General features: G+C 72.4%; 14 protein-coding genes. 10 read left to right on the top strand and 4 right to left on the bottom strand.

What is annotated here, in order from left to right; all coding sequences use genetic code 11:
* The first annotated feature begins 34 nt into the window (after positions 1–34).
* From ACSC1Q_RS15955 to ACSC1Q_RS15925, 7 genes are all read left to right on the top strand, one after another.
* Positions 35–754, top strand: a complete 720-nt coding sequence (locus ACSC1Q_RS15955; RefSeq protein ID WP_436759482.1) for a FadR/GntR family transcriptional regulator — start codon at positions 35–37, stop codon at positions 752–754.
* Between the two features lie 130 nt (positions 755–884).
* Positions 885–1,637, top strand: a complete 753-nt coding sequence (locus tag ACSC1Q_RS15950; RefSeq protein ID WP_436759481.1) for a hypothetical protein — start codon at positions 885–887, stop codon at positions 1,635–1,637.
* Positions 1,638–1,686: 49 nt separating this feature from the next.
* A complete protein-coding gene (locus ACSC1Q_RS15945; RefSeq protein WP_436759480.1) occupies positions 1,687–2,238 on the top strand; it encodes a hypothetical protein in 552 nt (183 codons plus the stop codon).
* Positions 2,235–2,921, top strand: coding sequence for a nucleotidyl transferase AbiEii/AbiGii toxin family protein (locus ACSC1Q_RS15940; protein ID WP_436759479.1), 687 nt, complete (start codon positions 2,235–2,237; stop codon positions 2,919–2,921). Before ACSC1Q_RS15945 ends, ACSC1Q_RS15940 begins: the two co-directional genes overlap by 4 nt.
* Before the next feature lie 65 nt (positions 2,922–2,986).
* On the top strand, positions 2,987–3,229 hold the full coding sequence (locus ACSC1Q_RS15935) for a hypothetical protein (RefSeq protein WP_436759478.1): 243 nt from the start codon (positions 2,987–2,989) through the stop codon (positions 3,227–3,229).
* The gene (locus tag ACSC1Q_RS15930) at positions 3,226–3,675 is read left to right on the top strand and encodes a hypothetical protein (protein ID WP_436759477.1); all 450 of its coding nucleotides are present in this window, start codon (positions 3,226–3,228) and stop codon (positions 3,673–3,675) included. The genes ACSC1Q_RS15935 and ACSC1Q_RS15930 overlap by 4 nt, the downstream gene beginning before the upstream one ends.
* 146 nt (positions 3,676–3,821) lie before the next feature.
* Complete coding sequence (locus ACSC1Q_RS15925) at positions 3,822–4,010, top strand: hypothetical protein (protein ID WP_350973641.1); 189 nt, start codon at positions 3,822–3,824, stop codon at positions 4,008–4,010.
* 174 nt (positions 4,011–4,184) lie between these two features.
* On the opposite strand, the gene ACSC1Q_RS15920 is transcribed toward ACSC1Q_RS15925, so the two are convergent.
* The 3 genes from ACSC1Q_RS15920 to ACSC1Q_RS15910 all read right to left on the bottom strand — a co-directional run bounded on the left by ACSC1Q_RS15920 (position 4,185) and on the right by ACSC1Q_RS15910 (position 8,765).
* The gene (locus ACSC1Q_RS15920; protein WP_436759476.1) at positions 4,185–5,933 is read right to left on the bottom strand and encodes a nickel/cobalt transporter; all 1,749 of its coding nucleotides are present in this window, start codon (positions 5,931–5,933) and stop codon (positions 4,185–4,187) included.
* Between the two features lie 59 nt (positions 5,934–5,992).
* Complete coding sequence (locus ACSC1Q_RS15915; protein WP_436759475.1) at positions 5,993–7,294, bottom strand: tetratricopeptide repeat protein; 1,302 nt, start codon at positions 7,292–7,294, stop codon at positions 5,993–5,995.
* 88 nt (positions 7,295–7,382) lie between these two features.
* Entirely contained in the window at positions 7,383–8,765 is a 1,383-nt protein-coding gene (locus ACSC1Q_RS15910) for a DUF4331 domain-containing protein (protein WP_436759474.1), read from the bottom strand.
* A gap of 425 nt (positions 8,766–9,190) precedes the next feature.
* On the opposite strand from ACSC1Q_RS15910, the gene ACSC1Q_RS15905 reads away from it, so the two are divergent.
* The 3 genes from ACSC1Q_RS15905 to ACSC1Q_RS15895 all read left to right on the top strand — a co-directional run bounded on the left by ACSC1Q_RS15905 (position 9,191) and on the right by ACSC1Q_RS15895 (position 14,419).
* Positions 9,191–11,029, top strand: a complete 1,839-nt coding sequence (locus tag ACSC1Q_RS15905; protein ID WP_436759473.1) for an ABC transporter ATP-binding protein — start codon at positions 9,191–9,193, stop codon at positions 11,027–11,029.
* A 470-nt stretch (positions 11,030–11,499) separates the two neighbouring features.
* Positions 11,500–13,155, top strand: coding sequence for a urocanate hydratase (gene hutU, locus ACSC1Q_RS15900; protein WP_436759472.1), 1,656 nt, complete (start codon positions 11,500–11,502; stop codon positions 13,153–13,155).
* 439 nt (positions 13,156–13,594) lie between these two features.
* Positions 13,595–14,419 carry a MurR/RpiR family transcriptional regulator gene (locus ACSC1Q_RS15895; RefSeq protein ID WP_436759471.1) on the top strand — a complete coding sequence of 275 codons (825 nt, stop codon included), beginning with the start codon at positions 13,595–13,597 and terminating at the stop codon, positions 14,417–14,419.
* 76 nt (positions 14,420–14,495) lie between these two features.
* On the opposite strand, the gene ACSC1Q_RS15890 is transcribed toward ACSC1Q_RS15895, so the two are convergent.
* On the bottom strand, positions 14,496–15,245 hold the full coding sequence (locus ACSC1Q_RS15890) for an ABC transporter permease (protein WP_436759470.1): 750 nt from the start codon (positions 15,243–15,245) through the stop codon (positions 14,496–14,498).
* Position 15,246 lies beyond the last annotated feature (1 nt).

Genomic DNA, 15,246 nt, shown 5'->3' with positions numbered 1-15,246 from the left:
CGGGGGGAGCCTTGTCAAGGGCCGGAGGGGATAATTGGACGAGGTGTCGCGGTTGACCGCCGTGCTGCGGCCGGTGCGCGCGGGCAACGCGTTCGAGGAGACCGTGGAGCGCCTGCTCCAGGTCGTCAAACTGGGGCTGGTGGCCGAGAAACTGCCGCCGGAGCGGGAGCTCGCCGCCCAGCTCGGCATCAGCAGGGTCACCCTGCGCGAGGCCATCCGCGAGCTGCAGGACGCGGGCTACCTGGAGGTGCGCCGCGGCCGGTACGGCGGCGCCTTCCTCACCTACGCCCCGCCCCGCCCGCACCGCGACGACCTGCGCAGGGCCGTGGTCGACATGGGCACCGACGACCTGTCCGACGCGCTCACCTTCAGGATGGCCGTCGAGTGCGGCGCCGCCCAGGTGCTCGCCACCACCCCGCTGACCCCGGAGCGGCGCGAGACCCTGCGGGAGAGGCTGGGCGAGGTCAACGCGGCCGGGCCCGACGACTACCGCCGTCTCGACACGGCCTTCCACCTGGCCATCGCCGAGCTGACCGGCTCCACCCTGCTCGCCGGGGCCTGCGCCGACGCCAGGCTCCGGGTCACCGACCTGCTCAACGCCATCCCGGTGCTCCAGCGCAACATCGAGCACGCCGCGGTCCAGCACCAGGCGATCGTGACGGCGATCCTCGCCGGGGACCCGGAGGCCGCCCGCCGCGCCGTGGCCGAGCACCTGGAGGGGACCGCGGCACTGCTGCGCGGATTCCTCACCTGACGCGCGGAGCGCCTCCTGCCGAGGGAGGACGCCCGGGAAACCGCCGTGCCGCCGGGACTCCCGCGCCTGCCGGGGGGCCTCCCTCGCATAGCCTGGGGGGACGGTGGGGGATTTGTTCCGAGAGCGGATCATGGACACAGGACGGCTGCCGCTGTTCTGTTTCTTCGTCGCGCTGATCGTCGTCTTCCTGTTCACCAGGATCAACGTCCGGCTCATCCGCGCCAAGATCGGCTGGTTCGGCGACGTCAACGTCGGCGAGATGCACATCCACCACGTGGTGTTCGGCGTGGTGCTGACCCTGCTCGGCGGGGTGTCCGGCCTCATCGTCTCGGGGGTCTCCGACGGCTGGTACGCCGTGACGGCGGCCGTCTTCGGCGCCGGAGCCGCCCTGATCCTGGACGAGTTCGCGCTGATCCTGCACCTGCACGACGTCTACTGGGAGGAGGAGGGCCGGGCGTCGGTCGACGCCGTGTTCATCGCCGTCGCGATCACCGCCCTGCTCCTGCTCGGCCTGCGCCCCCTCGGCTGGGAGGACTACGACAGCGAACCCCGCGGCACGTGGCTCACGGTCGGCTTCATCGTGACCAACCTCGTGCTCGCCGTGATCACGCTGCTCAAGGGCAAGATCTGGACGGGCCTCGCCGGACTGTTCGTCCCGATCCTCCTGGTGCCCGGCGCGGTACGGCTGGCCCGCCCCGGATCGCCCTGGGCCCACTGGTTCTTCGCGCCGGACTCCCGGCGCCCGCAGCCCCGCAAGATGGCGAGGGCCGAGGGCCGCGAGGAGCGCTGGCGCCGCCCGGTGATCCGCGGCAAGATCGCCTTCCAGGAGTTCCTCTCCGGCCGCCACGATCTCCCCTCCACCCGCCGCCGTTCCCGCCGCTGAGCCCGCGCGCCCCGTGGACCTCGGGCGAATGGCGGGCATACTGGGGGACGTGAGTACGCTTCCGTCCCGCTGGGACGGCGTGGAGCAGCGCGTCCCCGAATCGCTGGCCGACCTGCGCGGCCCGGCGACGGGGACGGTCGCCCTGCCCGTGCACCTCGGCTGGTCCGGGCTCACCGAGTACGACCTGGTGAACCCGCTGCTACGGATGAGCCTCTACCGTACGGTCATCACCGGCGGTGGCCGGTCCGACGCCGAGTCCTACCTGAACGCCGAGATCCTCGTGGCCGACTGGCCGACCCTGCGCCGGGGCATCGGGCCGAGCTACCGGAGGGCCTGGGAAACCAAGATCACCGCCCTGGGGTGGCGGCCCGACGCCGGACCGGGCACCGGGACGGGCCATGCCGCCGGATCGGGTACCAGCGTGGTCTCCGACGCCGGGACAGGTCGTGAAGCAGGGACGGCGGGCACCGCGACGGGGCGTGACGCCGGGACGAGCGCGGTGACGCCGAGCTGGACTCCCGGAACCGGGACGAGCGCGGTGACGCCGGCGTGGACTCCCGGAACCGGGACGGGTGCCGCGACGCCGGGGTGGGAGCGGTGATCCTGCCTCCTTTCCAGCAGCGGATGCTGGAGGCCGCGCTGCCCGCCTGCACCCGGTTCGGGCTGGTCCTGGCGGGCGGTTACGCGATGAACGCCCATGGCTTCACCGAACGCCCGAGCAACGACCTCGACTTCGCCACCGCCGCCGAGACGCCGCTGCCCGAGGTCGCGGAGGGGATGGCCGAGGCGTTCAGGGAGGCCGGGCTGGAGGTCACCCTGACGGAGGTGACGCCCCGGATGGGCCGTCTCGTGGTCAGCGATCCGGTGACCGAGCAGAGCTGCGAGTTCGACCTGCTCAGGGAGGCGTTCCAGCAGCAGCCCGTGATCGTCGGCGACGTCTCCGTCGTCTCCCTGGACGACGCCGTCGGCCTGAAGATGCGGGCCCTGCACGAGCGCAGCCTCGCCCGCGACGTCATCGACATCGCCTCGGTCTCCCACCTGTACGGCTTCCGCGAGCTCGAACACCTCGCCCGCCTGCACAACGAGGAGTTCTCGGTCGCCGAGCTGGTGATGCGGCTGGAGTTCGTCGACCTGATCGCCGACGAGGACTTCGAGGCGTACGGCGTGGACGGCGAGCAGATCATGGAGATCCGCCGGTTCGCCTGCGCCTGGGTGGAGGACATCGGCCTCCGCCGCGCCGAGGAGGGCGACGTCGACTACGACGACGTCCCCGACCCCGACTGAGAAGACCGGGGCCTGAGAGGCCGGAAGGCCGCCAACTATGCCACTGCCGGTGGCATAGTTGGCGTATGGCCATGCCTCAGCCCGTAGATCCAACGATCAAGAAGTCGGTCACCCTGCGTCGATCCGTCGCCGAGGAGGTGGAGTCCAGAACGGGCCCCCGGGGCTTCTCGCACTTCGTCGATCAGTCGGTCGAGTACGGGCTCGCGCTCTTGAAGGCCCAGGAGATCGTGAAGGACCACGAGACCAGGGTCGCTCCGCTGTCCGAGGCGGATCTGGAAGAAGCCAGGCGCGCGTGGCACGGAGAGTGAGAGGACGGAACGCGCCACCGGAGGTCGCGTTTCCCACACCGCTGCTCGTTCTCGACGCTCAGCCGTTCTCCCTTCTCGCCGAGGACGACCCCAGGATCGTGGCACGCATCGCGGTCGCCCGGCAGGAGGGGTTCGTTCCCGCGATCAGCACCGTGACCCTGGCGGAGGTGCGCCGCGCCGGTCAGGTGGGCAGGCGCCTGGCCTGGCAGCGGTCGCGCCTGACGGTGATTCCCGCCTCCGAGACGGTCGCCGACCTCGCTGCCCTGCTGCTTGAGGACACCGGCCTGGACGGACACGAACGCGTGGTCGACGCCCTCGTGGTCGCGACCGCCGCCACCGGAAGCGGACCGGCGAAGGTGACGTCCGGCGACGCCTCACACGTGCCCAAGTTGATCGCGGCCGCCAAGCTCAGGCGGGCTTCTCCGCTGGGGTTGGTTCCCCTCTGACACTCCGGATCCGGAAAGCCGTCGGGGCCGGGCCGGTGGTGAGGCCGGGGGCACGAGGGAGACGGGAAAACCTCTGGGACGCATATCCGGCCGCCCGCCGGGCAGGTGACGGTCCTCTCTGCTGAAGGGTGCTGATCATGGGTCTCATGGAGAAGCTCAACCTGCGCGAAATGAAGGCCAAGGCGAAGCTGAAGCTGGCCAGCCGGACGGGCGACCGCCGGAAGGTGGCCGAGGCCAGGACCGAGGAGGCCGAGGCGAAGCTTCTGAAGACCCAGGACGAGATCCTGGACACCGTCGCGGAGATGCGCAAGGAGTACGGCGCCCGCCGACGGTGACTCCCGCACCGGCCACCGGTGTCCCGCCGATGGGCTCCCCCCGGGACCGACTCCGCATCGGCGGGACACCGGTGGCGGTCCGACGGGTCGCCCAGGATCCCTGAGGTCACTCAGAAGGGCCCGTGCCCGGCCACCCGGCCGGGCGAGTGCGTGGCACGCTGTCCCTGAGGTCGCCTAGAGGGGGCCCGTGAGGCCCCGCAGGGCCAGCCCCAGGCCGAGCAGGACGACGAGGGCGGCGGTGCCGACCGGGGCGAAGGCCGAGACGCGGGCCGAGACACGGGCCGCGAGGCCGCCCCCCGCCGTGGCGAGGCGGTCGAGCCGCCCGGTGAGTTTGACCAGGAGCAGCCCGGTGGCGGTGAGCGTGCCCGCCATCCCCACGCCGTAGGCGAGGACCAGCGCGATCCCGAACCAGGTGCGGCCGAGCGCGATCGCCCCGAGCAGGACGACGAGCGCCGACGGGCTGGGTACGAGCCCTCCGGCCACCCCCATGCCCACGAGCCCGCCCTTCGAGGGCGCCGCCTTCCCGCCCTTGGGACGGGCGGTTCCGTCGTCCCGCGACCGTGCGGCCTCCTCGCCTGGAGCGGCCCCCTCCCGCTCCAGCAGCGCCACGGTACGACCCTCCTCCGCGAGCTCTGCGAGCCTGTCGTGCCCGTGCCCGTGGCCATGGCCGAAGTGCCCGTGCCCGTGACCATGCCCGTGTCCATGCCCGAAGTGGCCGTGGGACGGGGCCTCGCCGGTGCGGTAGGCGCGCCAGGCGGACAGCAGCAGGCGGACGCCCACGGCGGAGATCAGCAGGCCGCTGGCGAGGCCGAGCCAGGCGAGGACCCCCTCCCCGGTGAGCGCGGAGAAGGCGCTCAGCAGGAGGCCGACCACGATGACGCCCAGGGTGTGGGTGGCGGTCACGGTGGCGCCGACGACCAGCGCGTCACGGGGGCGGCCCCTCCTGCCCGCGAGGTAGGCGGCCATGACCGTCTTGCCGTGGCCGGGGATGAGCGCGTGCCCGGCGCCCAGGACCGTGGCCAGCAGGACGGCGAGCAGTCCCAGCGGCAGGGTCGGCGAGCGGGTGCCGATCAGGCCGACGAACGTACGGTCCAGCGCGGCCAGCGCGTCGGCGATCGGCCCGTCGGGGACGAACGGAAGCGTCGTGACCGCCACCGATCCGGTCCCCGGGGCCACGCCCAGCTCGGCGGCGCGCTGGTCGAGCGGGCTGGACAGCAGGCCGTCCGGGTAGGCCCGCAGTTCCCGGCTGGCACTCGTGCCGGGCACGGACGAGCGCGCCAGCCGTACCCCTCCCGACGCCACGGCCGTGATCTCCCGCCAGCCGATCCGGTCGGCGAGGTACGCGTCGCCGAACGAGATCGTCCCGGTCCCCTGGAGGGGGGCGGCGACGGCGGAGAGACGGCAGGTCAGGCGGGTGGTCTCCAGGCCGCCCTGGCCGGGCTCGTAGGTGAAGGCGCTCTCGGCGACGCGCCAGGGTGTCGCGGTCCCGTTCACCGCCAGCCGCTGCGCGGAGGCGAGCTCGGCGCAGCGGGCGGTGCCGTACGCCGACCGTTCTGAGTCCGAGACCGTGCCCGAGCGGTCGGTGTCCACCGAGGGGCGAGCCTGGAGGGTGGGCAGCTCGGCGCTGTCCACCACCGCCAGGTTCTCCACCAGTTCCCGGCCGATCCGCAGGCCGTTGTAGTGGTTGACGGTGAAGTTGCCCAGCGGATGCGCGACCCGCGCACCGGTCGCGGCCGACAGACGGGCCGCGGTGGCGGTGCCGGTTGCGGCGGAGCCGGACGCGGTGGTGGCGGAGGCCGGGGGCGCGAGGACGGTGAGCGCGCACACCGCGGCCACGGCCGCGACCGGGAGGGCCGCGCCGAGCACCACACGCGACACCACCGACGCGAGCCCCGACGACTTCGCCGGCCTCACCGGCCTCACCGGCCTCGGCGCCTTCGCGGATTCGCGCGCCGTCGTCGGTCTCTGGACCGCTGTGAGCTTCATGACAACCTCGCGAGGGCGGGCAGGCTGGGAGAGAAGGAGGGGTTGGCCGCGCGGGCGCGGGCGGTGGAACGCCTCGCCTCCGCGGTCATGCCCAGGGCGCGTTCGATCTCCGCGCGGTGGTGCAGGAGCAGGGCGTTGCGCCAGCTGGTGGCGGTGGCCTTCCTCGCGTACGGCAGGGCCTCGCGGTCGCGGCCGTCGCGGTGCAGGGCCCAGGCCAGGGCGTCGGCGGCGACCACGTTCGGGTTGCGGGCGTACTCGGCCCGCGCGTGCGTGACGGCCAGCGCCGGGGAGCCGTGGTCGGCCTCGTACTCGGCCCAGGTCAGGTCGTCCCGTACCCCGGCCGCCCGCATCAGGTCCCGTTGCGCCCGCAGCAGGGTCCACTGCTCGGAGGGGTCCCCGCCCGTGGCGGCGAGCACCTCGGCGTACTCGACCACGTACTGGGCGAGGGGCAGCCGCGCGACCACGGTGGCGTAGCGGTCGATCGCCTCGGCGGTGCGCCCGTCGAGCGCGGCGGCCCTGGCGGCGCCCGCGAGGGCGGGGAGGAAGCCGGGGTCGGCCTCCAGCGCGAGCCGGTACTGCTCGGCGGCGCCGCGCGGGTCACCGGAGTGCAGGGCCAGCTCGCCCAGGTAGTGGCGGCAGTAGGCGACGTCGGCGGGGGAGAAGGCGTCGGAGAGCGCGTGTTCCAGCATCCGGCGGGCCGTCGCGCGGTCGCCCCTGAGCTCGGCGTCGTAGGAGGCCCGGGTGAAGGCCGCGACACCGGGGCGGAGCTCCATCATCCTGTCGACGGCCCGCCCGGCCTCCCCGTACCGGCCGAGCTGGGTGTAGGCGTCGGCCAGCACCGCGTGGGCGTCCAGGCCGTAGGGGTTGGCGGCGACCGAGGAGCGGGCCAGCCGTACGGCCTCGGCGAACTCGTGGCGCCCGGCGGCGAGCGCGGCCAGGCCGGCGAGCACCTCCGGGTCGCCCGGGCTCAGCGCGGAGGCCCTGGCCAGCGCCTCCTCGGCGCGCGGGTAGGAGGAAGGGTCGGCGGTGACGCGCGCCTGCTGGACGTAGGCCGCGCCGAGCCGCGCCCAGGCGAGGTGGTCGGCGGGCAGCCGCCGGAGCCGGTCGGTCAGCGCCCTGATCGCGCCGTCGAGGGAGACGGCGGAGGCGGGCGTCCCGGCGAGCTCCACCCGGGCCGGGGCGGCGGTGGCGGTGGCGGGTACGGGCCGGTCGCCGGGGATCAGCGCCGCCCCGAGGGTCAGCGCCGCGGCCAGGCCCAGCACGGCCGCGGCGGTACGGGCTTTCGCGGAAGTCTTCATGGTCATCGTCCCTCTGGTCGGCGCGGGAGCACGCGGGGGCCCGGGGGGGCGCGGCGCCCGGGGAGAGCCGGGCGCCGCGCCCTCGCGGTCAGCTCGCGTTCACCGACGTGTTGCCCGGCAGCGGGATGTACGGGAACACCGTGCCGAACGACTTGTCGTTGGCGTCGACCTTGTCGCCCGTGGCCAGCGCGTCGACGAGCTTGCCGGTCTGCGCGGCGCCCGCCATCGCCTGCAGGGCGATGTCGATCACGTCGTCGCCGAGGCGGCGGCCGTTCGGGAAGCCCTGCAGGTCTCCGGCGAGCACGCCGAGCCTGTTCGGGGTCGCGGCGGGCGGGATCGCCATGTTCAGCCGCAGCATCTCCGACGGGCGCAGCTTCCCGGCGTCCTTGTTGAGGCTCTGCGAGTTGAGGTCGGCCTTGATCGGGCCGTTCTCCTTGGCGATGCCGGTGAGGAAGATCTCGACCAGGTCGTTGCGCGGCGTCTTCGGCGCCTTGAGGCCGTAGATGGCCTCCAGGAGCTTGGGCACCTCAGGCTCGGTGACGCGCTTGACGACGGCGGGGACCCCGGCGTCCTGGTCCGGCGGCAGGGCGTTGAAGGCGTCCTTCAGCCCGGCCGGGACCACGACCTCGTTGACCAGCGGCTGGCCCAGGCGGGAGACCTGGACGTAGCCCTTCGGGCTCCACTTGTCGACGGTGGACCAGACGCCGACGACGGGGTTGCGCTTCGGGTCGCCGCGCAGCGCGATCTCGTCCTTGGGCAGCTGGAGGGCGAGGCTGTGCACGTTGTAGCCCTTGAGCGTGTCCTGGCCGACCTCGGACAGGTCGCCGCCGTACAGCAGGTCGAAGACCCGCAGGTCGGCGAAGAACGCCTCGTCCGACTGACCGGCGAAGACGCTGCCCCCGCCGGGCAGCCTCTTGACGGCCTGGGCGCGCAGCCTGCCGTAGTCGGGGACGGAGGCGGGGCCGGTGTTGCTCGGCGCCACCACACCGTTCGCGACGAGGGTCTTGGTGCCGTGCGCGGTGCTCCTGGTGAGCTTGTAGCGCTGCCTGAACAGCAGGTTCTTGTCGTTCAGCGAGGTGATGGGGCCGTTGTTGTACAGGAAGGTGCCGTTGCCGCGCCGGTCCTCGTTGCGGAACGTCCACTGGTAGACGACGTCGGGCCTGGCGTCGCCGTTGCTGTCGATCTTGATGTTGTAGCGGGAGTTGGTGTCGAACTGGTAGAAGTTCGGGCCGCCGTTCGGCTCCTCGAACGGGATGAAGTTGGCGAGCAGCGTGACGGTGTCGGGCTTGTCGGGGCTGACGAACGCGTACACGTCGGTGTTGTCGTTGCGGGGGTCACCCGCGATCATCGGCGCCTCGCGGTGCGAGGAGGCGGTGCCGGTCTCGGCCCTGAGCAGGGTGAACGAGGAAACGGTCAACGCCCCTATGACGCCCATGCCGACCAGGGCGCGCCGGTTGATCCGGAGCTCCATGTCAGTTGGTCCTTTCGGCCGCCGGTCACGGTGTGACCGGCCGTGGGTACGGGGAAGGAAGGATCCGGCCGGATTCCTCGGCGCCCATTCGCCGCCGCGGCCTCCCCGGATTGGTCCTGGAGGAGATGAGTTTTCGCCGCCTCATTTATTGATTCATCAGGCGAAATAGGCGGTAACGCCTTCTTGGTGCTGATCTCTTCGCCGGATCCCCGGCATCCCGCACGGCCCCGGCCGAATCGGAGGAGACGTCGCCTTGGCGTCAACCTGTATTGACAACGTCGATGGTGTCAACTTATGTTGACGGCATCGACTTTCATTACAAAACAGGGCGAGACGCTCGGGGTGGGCTCATGCGCGGTAGACAGAAAAGGCGGCCGGAGGCCGATCGCGTCGCTTCGGAAGGGGACACATTGCCGGGGGGCACATTGCCGGACGACACGGTGCCGGGGAGCCCGGACGACACGGTGCCGGGAGACACGGGATCAGAGAAGCCGGGACCGGGGAAGACAGGGCCGAAGACGGGGGCGGGGGACGCGGCGCCCGGGACCGCGTCCTGGCGGTTGCTGGTCGCGTACATCAGGCCGCACCGCAGGGCGCTGCTGCTGGGCGGGGTGCTCAGCCTCGTCGGCTCGCTGGCCGGGCTGGCGATGCCGCTGCTGGCCAAGACGGTCATCGACGCCTTCGGCGAGCAGCGCTCCCTGCTCGGCCCGGTGCTCGGCCTGACCGCCGCCGTGCTCCTGGGCGCGGCCATCGGCGCGCTGGGCAGTTACGTGCTGGAGCGGATGGGCGAGGGCATCGTCTTCTCCGCCCGCCGTACGCTCGTCGACCGGATGCTGCGGCTGCGGGTGTCCGAGGTCGACCGGCTCAAGCCGGGCGACCTGATGTCCCGGGTGACCTCCGACACCACGCTGCTGCGGGCGGTGTTCACCAACGGCGTGGTCGAGACGGTCAGCTCGCTGTTCATGCTCGTGGGCGCCGTGGTGATGATGGCGGTCATCGACGGGCTGCTGCTGCTCATCACGCTGGGGGTGCTGGTCGTGGTCGGCGGGTTCGTCAGCCTGATCATGCCCCGCATCCGGCAGGCCTCGATGCAGGCGCAGGTCGCGGTCGGCGAGATGGGCGCGGTCCTCGACCGGGTGCTCCAGGCGTTCCGCACGGTCAAGGCCAGCGGGGCCGAGGAACGGGAGATCGCCGCGGTGGGCGAGGCGGCCCGCGAGGCGCGCGACCGCGGGATCGCCGTCGCGTGGCTGACCTCGATCGCCGGTGTCTCGGCGTGGGTGTCCGCGCAGCTGGCCTTCGTGGCCGTGCTCGGCGTGGGCGGCGCGCGGGTCTCCTCGGGCTCGCTGGAGGTCTCCTCGCTGATCGCCTTCCTGCTGTACCTGTTCTACCTGGTGGCACCCATCGGCCAGCTGGTCAACGGCTTCACCCAGGTGCAGAACGGCCTGGCCGCGGTGAAGCGGATCCGCGAGATCGAGGAGCTGCCCGCCGAGGAGGCGGACGGCACGGTGTACGAGGTCGGCAGGGCCCCGGCCGGGGTCGTCTTCGAGGACGTCGCCTTCCGGTACGGCGACGACAGGCCGGTCGTCCACGACGGCGTCTCCTTCGAGGTGCTCGCGGGCGGGCTGACCGCCCTGGTGGGGCCCTCGGGGGCGGGCAAGTCCACGATCTTCGCCCTGCTGGAGCGGTTCTACGAGCAGCAGGCGGGGAGGATCGCGATCGACGGCCGCGACCTCGCGGACTGGCCGCTCGCCGAGCTGCGCGCCTGCCTCGGCTACGTCGAGCAGGACGCGCCGGTGCTGGACGGCACGCTCAGGGAGAACCTCGTCTTCGCCGCGCCGGGCGTGGACGAGGCCGACATCTGGCGGGTGCTCGCCCGCACCCGCCTGGAGGACCTGGTCTCCCGGCTCCCCGAGGGGCTGGAGACCAGGGTCGGCCATCGGGGGATCATGCTCTCCGGTGGCGAGCGGCAGCGGGTCGCCATCGCCCGCGCCCTGCTGCGCAGCCCCCGGCTCCTGCTGCTCGACGAGGCCACCTCCCAGCTCGACGCGGTCAACGAGCTGCGGCTCCGCGAGGTGATCGCGGAGGTGGCGGCGGAGACGACCGTGCTGGTGATCGCCCACCGCCTCTCCACCGTGGCGGGGGCCGACCGGATCGTGGTGATGGAGGCGGGCCGGGTGCGGGCGGTGGGCACCCACGACGAGCTGCTCGCCGACGACGCCCTCTACCGCGAGCTGGCCACCACCCAGTTCCTCCTGCCCACCTAGAGCCTTTTGCCGCTTGTCCCAGAGCCGTCACCCGGTTCCCGCTGCCCGGTAGCCGTTGCCCGTCGCCTGCCCGGAGCCGAGGGACGGCTCCGGCCGCCCGCCGGAGCCGCGCGCCCGTCCCCGTTGCCCAGCCGAACCTGCGGTCACTGGCTCGGTTGTGTAAATTCATATCGTCCATAAAGGAATAAATCGGACACCGGGCCGAGGGGCTGATTCGCCGTCCGGTGAATCGGGCATCCCCGCCTGTGCGAAGCCTCTCCTTCGCATCGGGGCGCCGATCGGGCGCTCGCCGCATTCGATCACCCGGTCCCGTCCGTGCGGGACGAGGATCGGGGCGTGACGATCGTTACGGCTACCACCGGGGGTGTCGCGGGCGCGCTGCCCGCGACACCCCCTTTTCCGGGTTGACCTGTAGCCTCCGGGTGACCAAATATGAATACGTTCATTCATTCCTGAGGGGGAGGTCGGGCATGTCCGGCAGCCGGATCGTGCGCGCGCCGCGCGGTACCACGCTCACCGCCAAGGGGTGGCCGCAGGAGGCGGCACTCCGCATGATCCAGAACAATCTCGATCCCGAGGTCGCCGAGCATCCGGAACAGCTCGTCGTCTACGGCGGCTCGGGCAAGGCCGCCCGCGACTGGCGCTCCTTCGACGCGATCACCCGTACCCTGACCACCCTGGAGGGCGACGAGACGCTGCTGGTGCAGTCGGGCCGTCCCGTCGGGGTGTTCCGCACCCACGAGTGGGCCCCCCGGGTGCTCATCGCCAACTCCAACCTGGTGCCCGACTGGGCCAACTGGGAGGAGTTCCGGCGCCTGGAGGCCGCCGGGCTGACCATGTACGGGCAGATGACGGCCGGTTCCTGGATCTACATCGGCACCCAGGGCATCCTGCAGGGCACCTACGAGACCTTCGGGGCCGTGGCCGCCAAGAGGTTCGGCGGGAGCCTCGCCGGGACGATCACGCTGACCGCCGGGCTCGGCGGCATGGGCGGCGCCCAGCCGCTGGCCGTGACCATGAACGGCGGCGTGGTGATCTGCGTCGACTGCGACCCCAGGTCGATCGACCGGCGTATCGAGCACCGCTACCTGGACGTCCGCGCCGCCGACCTCGACGAGGCGCTGCGCCTGGCGTACGAGGCCCGTGACCGGCGCGGGCCGCTGAGCATCGGGGTCGAGGGCAACGCGGCCGAGGTCGTGCCGGAGCTGCTGCGCAGGGGCGCCGAGATCGACGTCGTCACCGACCAGACGTCCGCCCACGACCCGCTGATGTACCTGCCGATCGGCGTGGCCTTCGAGGACATGGCCGACGAGCGGGAGAAGGACCCGGCGGGCTTCACCCGCAGGGCCCGCGAGGCGATGGCCGCCCACGTGGAGGCGATGGTCGGCTTCCAGGACGCCGGGGCCGAGGTCTTCGACTACGGCAACTCGATCCGGGGCGAGGCGCGGCTCGCGGGCTACACCCGCGCGTTCGACTTCCCCGGCTTCGTGCCCGCCTACATCCGGCCGCTGTTCTCCGAGGGCAAGGGGCCGTTCCGCTGGGCCGCGCTCTCCGGCGCCGCCTCCGACATCGCCAAGACCGACCGCGCGATCCTGGAGCTGTTCCCCGACAACGAGCCGCTCGCCCGGTGGATCCGGCTGGCCGGGGAGAAGGTCCACTTCCAGGGACTGCCCGCCCGCATCTGCTGGCTCGGGTACGGCGAGCGCCACCTGGCCGGGGAGCGGTTCAACGACATGGTGGCCTCGGGGGAGATCGAGGCCCCGCTGGTGATCGGCCGTGACCACCTCGACTGCGGCAGCGTCGCGAGCCCGTACCGGGAGACCGAGGGCATGGCCGACGGCTCCGACGCGATCGCCGACTGGCCGCTGCTGAACGCGATGCTCAACGTCGCCTCCGGCGCCGCGTGGGTCTCCATCCACCACGGCGGCGGCGTCGGCATCGGCCGTTCCATCCACGCCGGTCAGGTCACCGTTGCCGACGGCACCGCGCTCGGTGCCGAGAAGCTCAACCGGGTCCTCACCAACGACCCGGGCACGGGCGTCATCCGCCACGTCGACGCCGGGTACGAAGAGGCCGTCACCGTGGCCGAGGAACGAGGCGTGCGCATCCCGATGCGCGAGTCCTGACGGGCCGCGAGCCGCGCCCGGGGCTCGCGAGTCCCGAGGGGACGTGTGCCGTGCCTGCGGCTCGCGCGTCCCGTCGGGACTCGCGCCGCGACCGGGGCTCGCGAAGTCCTGACCGGCCCACCGTTAACCGAGGAGATGCGAGTCCTGACCGCCCCGCCGGTGACCGGGGACACGTGAGTCCCGGGCCGCGTGGGTCTCGACCGGCGACGTGCGAGTCCCGGGCGGCGCGCGTCCCGACGGAGGACACCCGGCTTTCCACCGGCCCGGACGGCGGGTGCCGATTCGCGTGCCGTGTCCCGGTTCCGGAGAGCGAATACGCCGGGCGCCGCTCGCTCCCTCCCCTCCGGGTGCTCGCTCCCTCCCCTACGGGTGTAGGAACGACAACGGGGCGGGACGGGGGAGGGGAATGCTCGTGGGTCTTCGAGCGGTTGGAGGGGGCGTGGGCGACGGACTCGACCGGCTTCTGGAGGGGCGGCGGCTGTCGCCCGTGCAGAGGCGGATCGCGCGCTATCTGGGCGACCACCTCTCCGAGGCCGTCTTCCTGTCCAGCGTGGAGCTGGCAGACCGGGCCGGGGTGAGCCAGCCGTCGGTGACGCGGTTCGCGGTGGTGCTCGGTTTCGCGGGATACCCCGAGCTCAGGCAGGCGCTGCGCCCCCTCGTGGTGGGCGGCAGGAAGCCGTCGCGGGCCAACGACCTGCAGACCGCGATCGACGTGGAGATCGACAACCTGCGGAGCGTGCGCGACACGCTGAGCGATCCCTCCGACCTCTCGGAGCTGGGCGCCAGCCTGGCGGGATGCGAGCCCCTGCCGGTGCTGGGCCTGCGGGTGTCGAGCGGGCTGGCCACCACGTTCGCCTACTTCGCGCGCCGCATCCACCCCGACGTCCGCCTGCTGACCCACGGCGGCTCGGAGCTGGCCGACGGCCTGTACGCCGCGCGCCGGGCGGGAGCGGGCTGGCTGGTCGCGGTGCTGCTGCCCCGCTACCCGGCCGAGGCCGTGCGGGCCCTGCGCGACGCCCGCGACCTCGGCCTGCGTACGGCGGTGATCACCGACCGGCGGGACGTGCCCTTCGAGGCCGACGTGGTGCTGGCCGCCCCCGTCGGCGAGCGGCTGGTCTTCGACTCGCACGCGGCGCCGCTCGCCCTCGCCATGGTGCTGGTGGAGTCGATGGCCGACGCGGCGCCGCTGCGCACCCAGGCCCGGCTTGAGGAGTACGAGCGGATGACCGACCAGGCCGGGGTCTTCACCGAGCAGCCCGACTGACGGCGCGGGAGTCCCGCCTGGCACCGTGAGAGACGCCGTCACGGGATAGAGGCGGGTCACCCGAGGCTCGCCGGGCCTATCCGGCGAGCCGCTTCATCGAGCCGACCGACCAGCGCAGGCTGATCGCGGACAGGGTCAGGATGAGGCCGAAGGCCAGCGGGATCGAGCCGTCGGAGAAGTCGCCGTCGAACAGCGCCCGCCCGGCCTCGACCGCGTGGTAGAGCGGGTTGAACCGCGCGATCGCCCGCATCCAGTCGGGGGCCAGTGACATGGGCAGCATGATCCCGGTGAGCAGGATCAGCGGCATCGCGAAGAACTGCATGATCTGCGACATCCCGTTCTCGTCGCGCAGCGCCAGCGCCATGCCGTACGACAGGCCGGAGGCGAGCAGCCCGGTGGCCGCCATCAGCACCAGCATGAGCGCGAGCCCGGGCAGGCTGGCCCGCATGCCCATCAGCGTGGCCAGCGCGATCACCAGCAGGGCCTGGACGACCAGCACGATCATGTCGCGCAGGGTGCGGCCCAGCACGATCGCGGGCCGCCAGACGGCGCTGACCGCGAGCCGTTCCAGGTAGCCGTTGCGGATCTCGTTGATCATGCCGAAGCCCACGAAGAGCGAGCCGAACAGGGCGATCATCATCATCACGCCGGGCGTGAACATCCGCAGCGTGTCGCCCATGGTGCCGCCCGCGGTGGTGTTGGCCACCAGCGGCGCGAAGAGGAGCAGGTACAGGACGGGCTGCATCAGCCCGAACAGCGGCCAGACGGGGTTGCGCAGGGTGGCCCTGAGCTCGTAGCCCAGGAACAGCGTCGTGTGTCGGAGCACG

This window comes from Streptosporangium heterodermiicola (assembly GCF_051390675.1).
Classification (GTDB): Bacteria; Actinomycetota; Actinomycetes; order Streptosporangiales; family Streptosporangiaceae; genus Streptosporangium.
The sequence above is the reverse complement of the archived record's forward strand: the minus strand, read 5'-3'. Positions and strand labels throughout refer to the sequence as shown.

Coding starts and splice junctions, on each gene's coding strand:
- ACSC1Q_RS15950 (WP_436759481.1), top strand. CDS start 885: ATGGACACAGGACGGCTGCCGCTGTTCTGTTTCTTCGTCGCGCTGATC.
- ACSC1Q_RS15935 (WP_436759478.1), top strand. CDS start 2,987: ATGGCCATGCCTCAGCCCGTAGATCCAACGATCAAGAAGTCGGTCACC.
- ACSC1Q_RS15925 (WP_350973641.1), top strand. CDS start 3,822: ATGGAGAAGCTCAACCTGCGCGAAATGAAGGCCAAGGCGAAGCTGAAG.
- ACSC1Q_RS15915 (WP_436759475.1), bottom strand. CDS start 7,294: ATGAAGACTTCCGCGAAAGCCCGTACCGCCGCGGCCGTGCTGGGCCTG.
- ACSC1Q_RS15910 (WP_436759474.1), bottom strand. CDS start 8,765: ATGGAGCTCCGGATCAACCGGCGCGCCCTGGTCGGCATGGGCGTCATA.
- hutU (WP_436759472.1), top strand. CDS start 11,500: ATGTCCGGCAGCCGGATCGTGCGCGCGCCGCGCGGTACCACGCTCACC.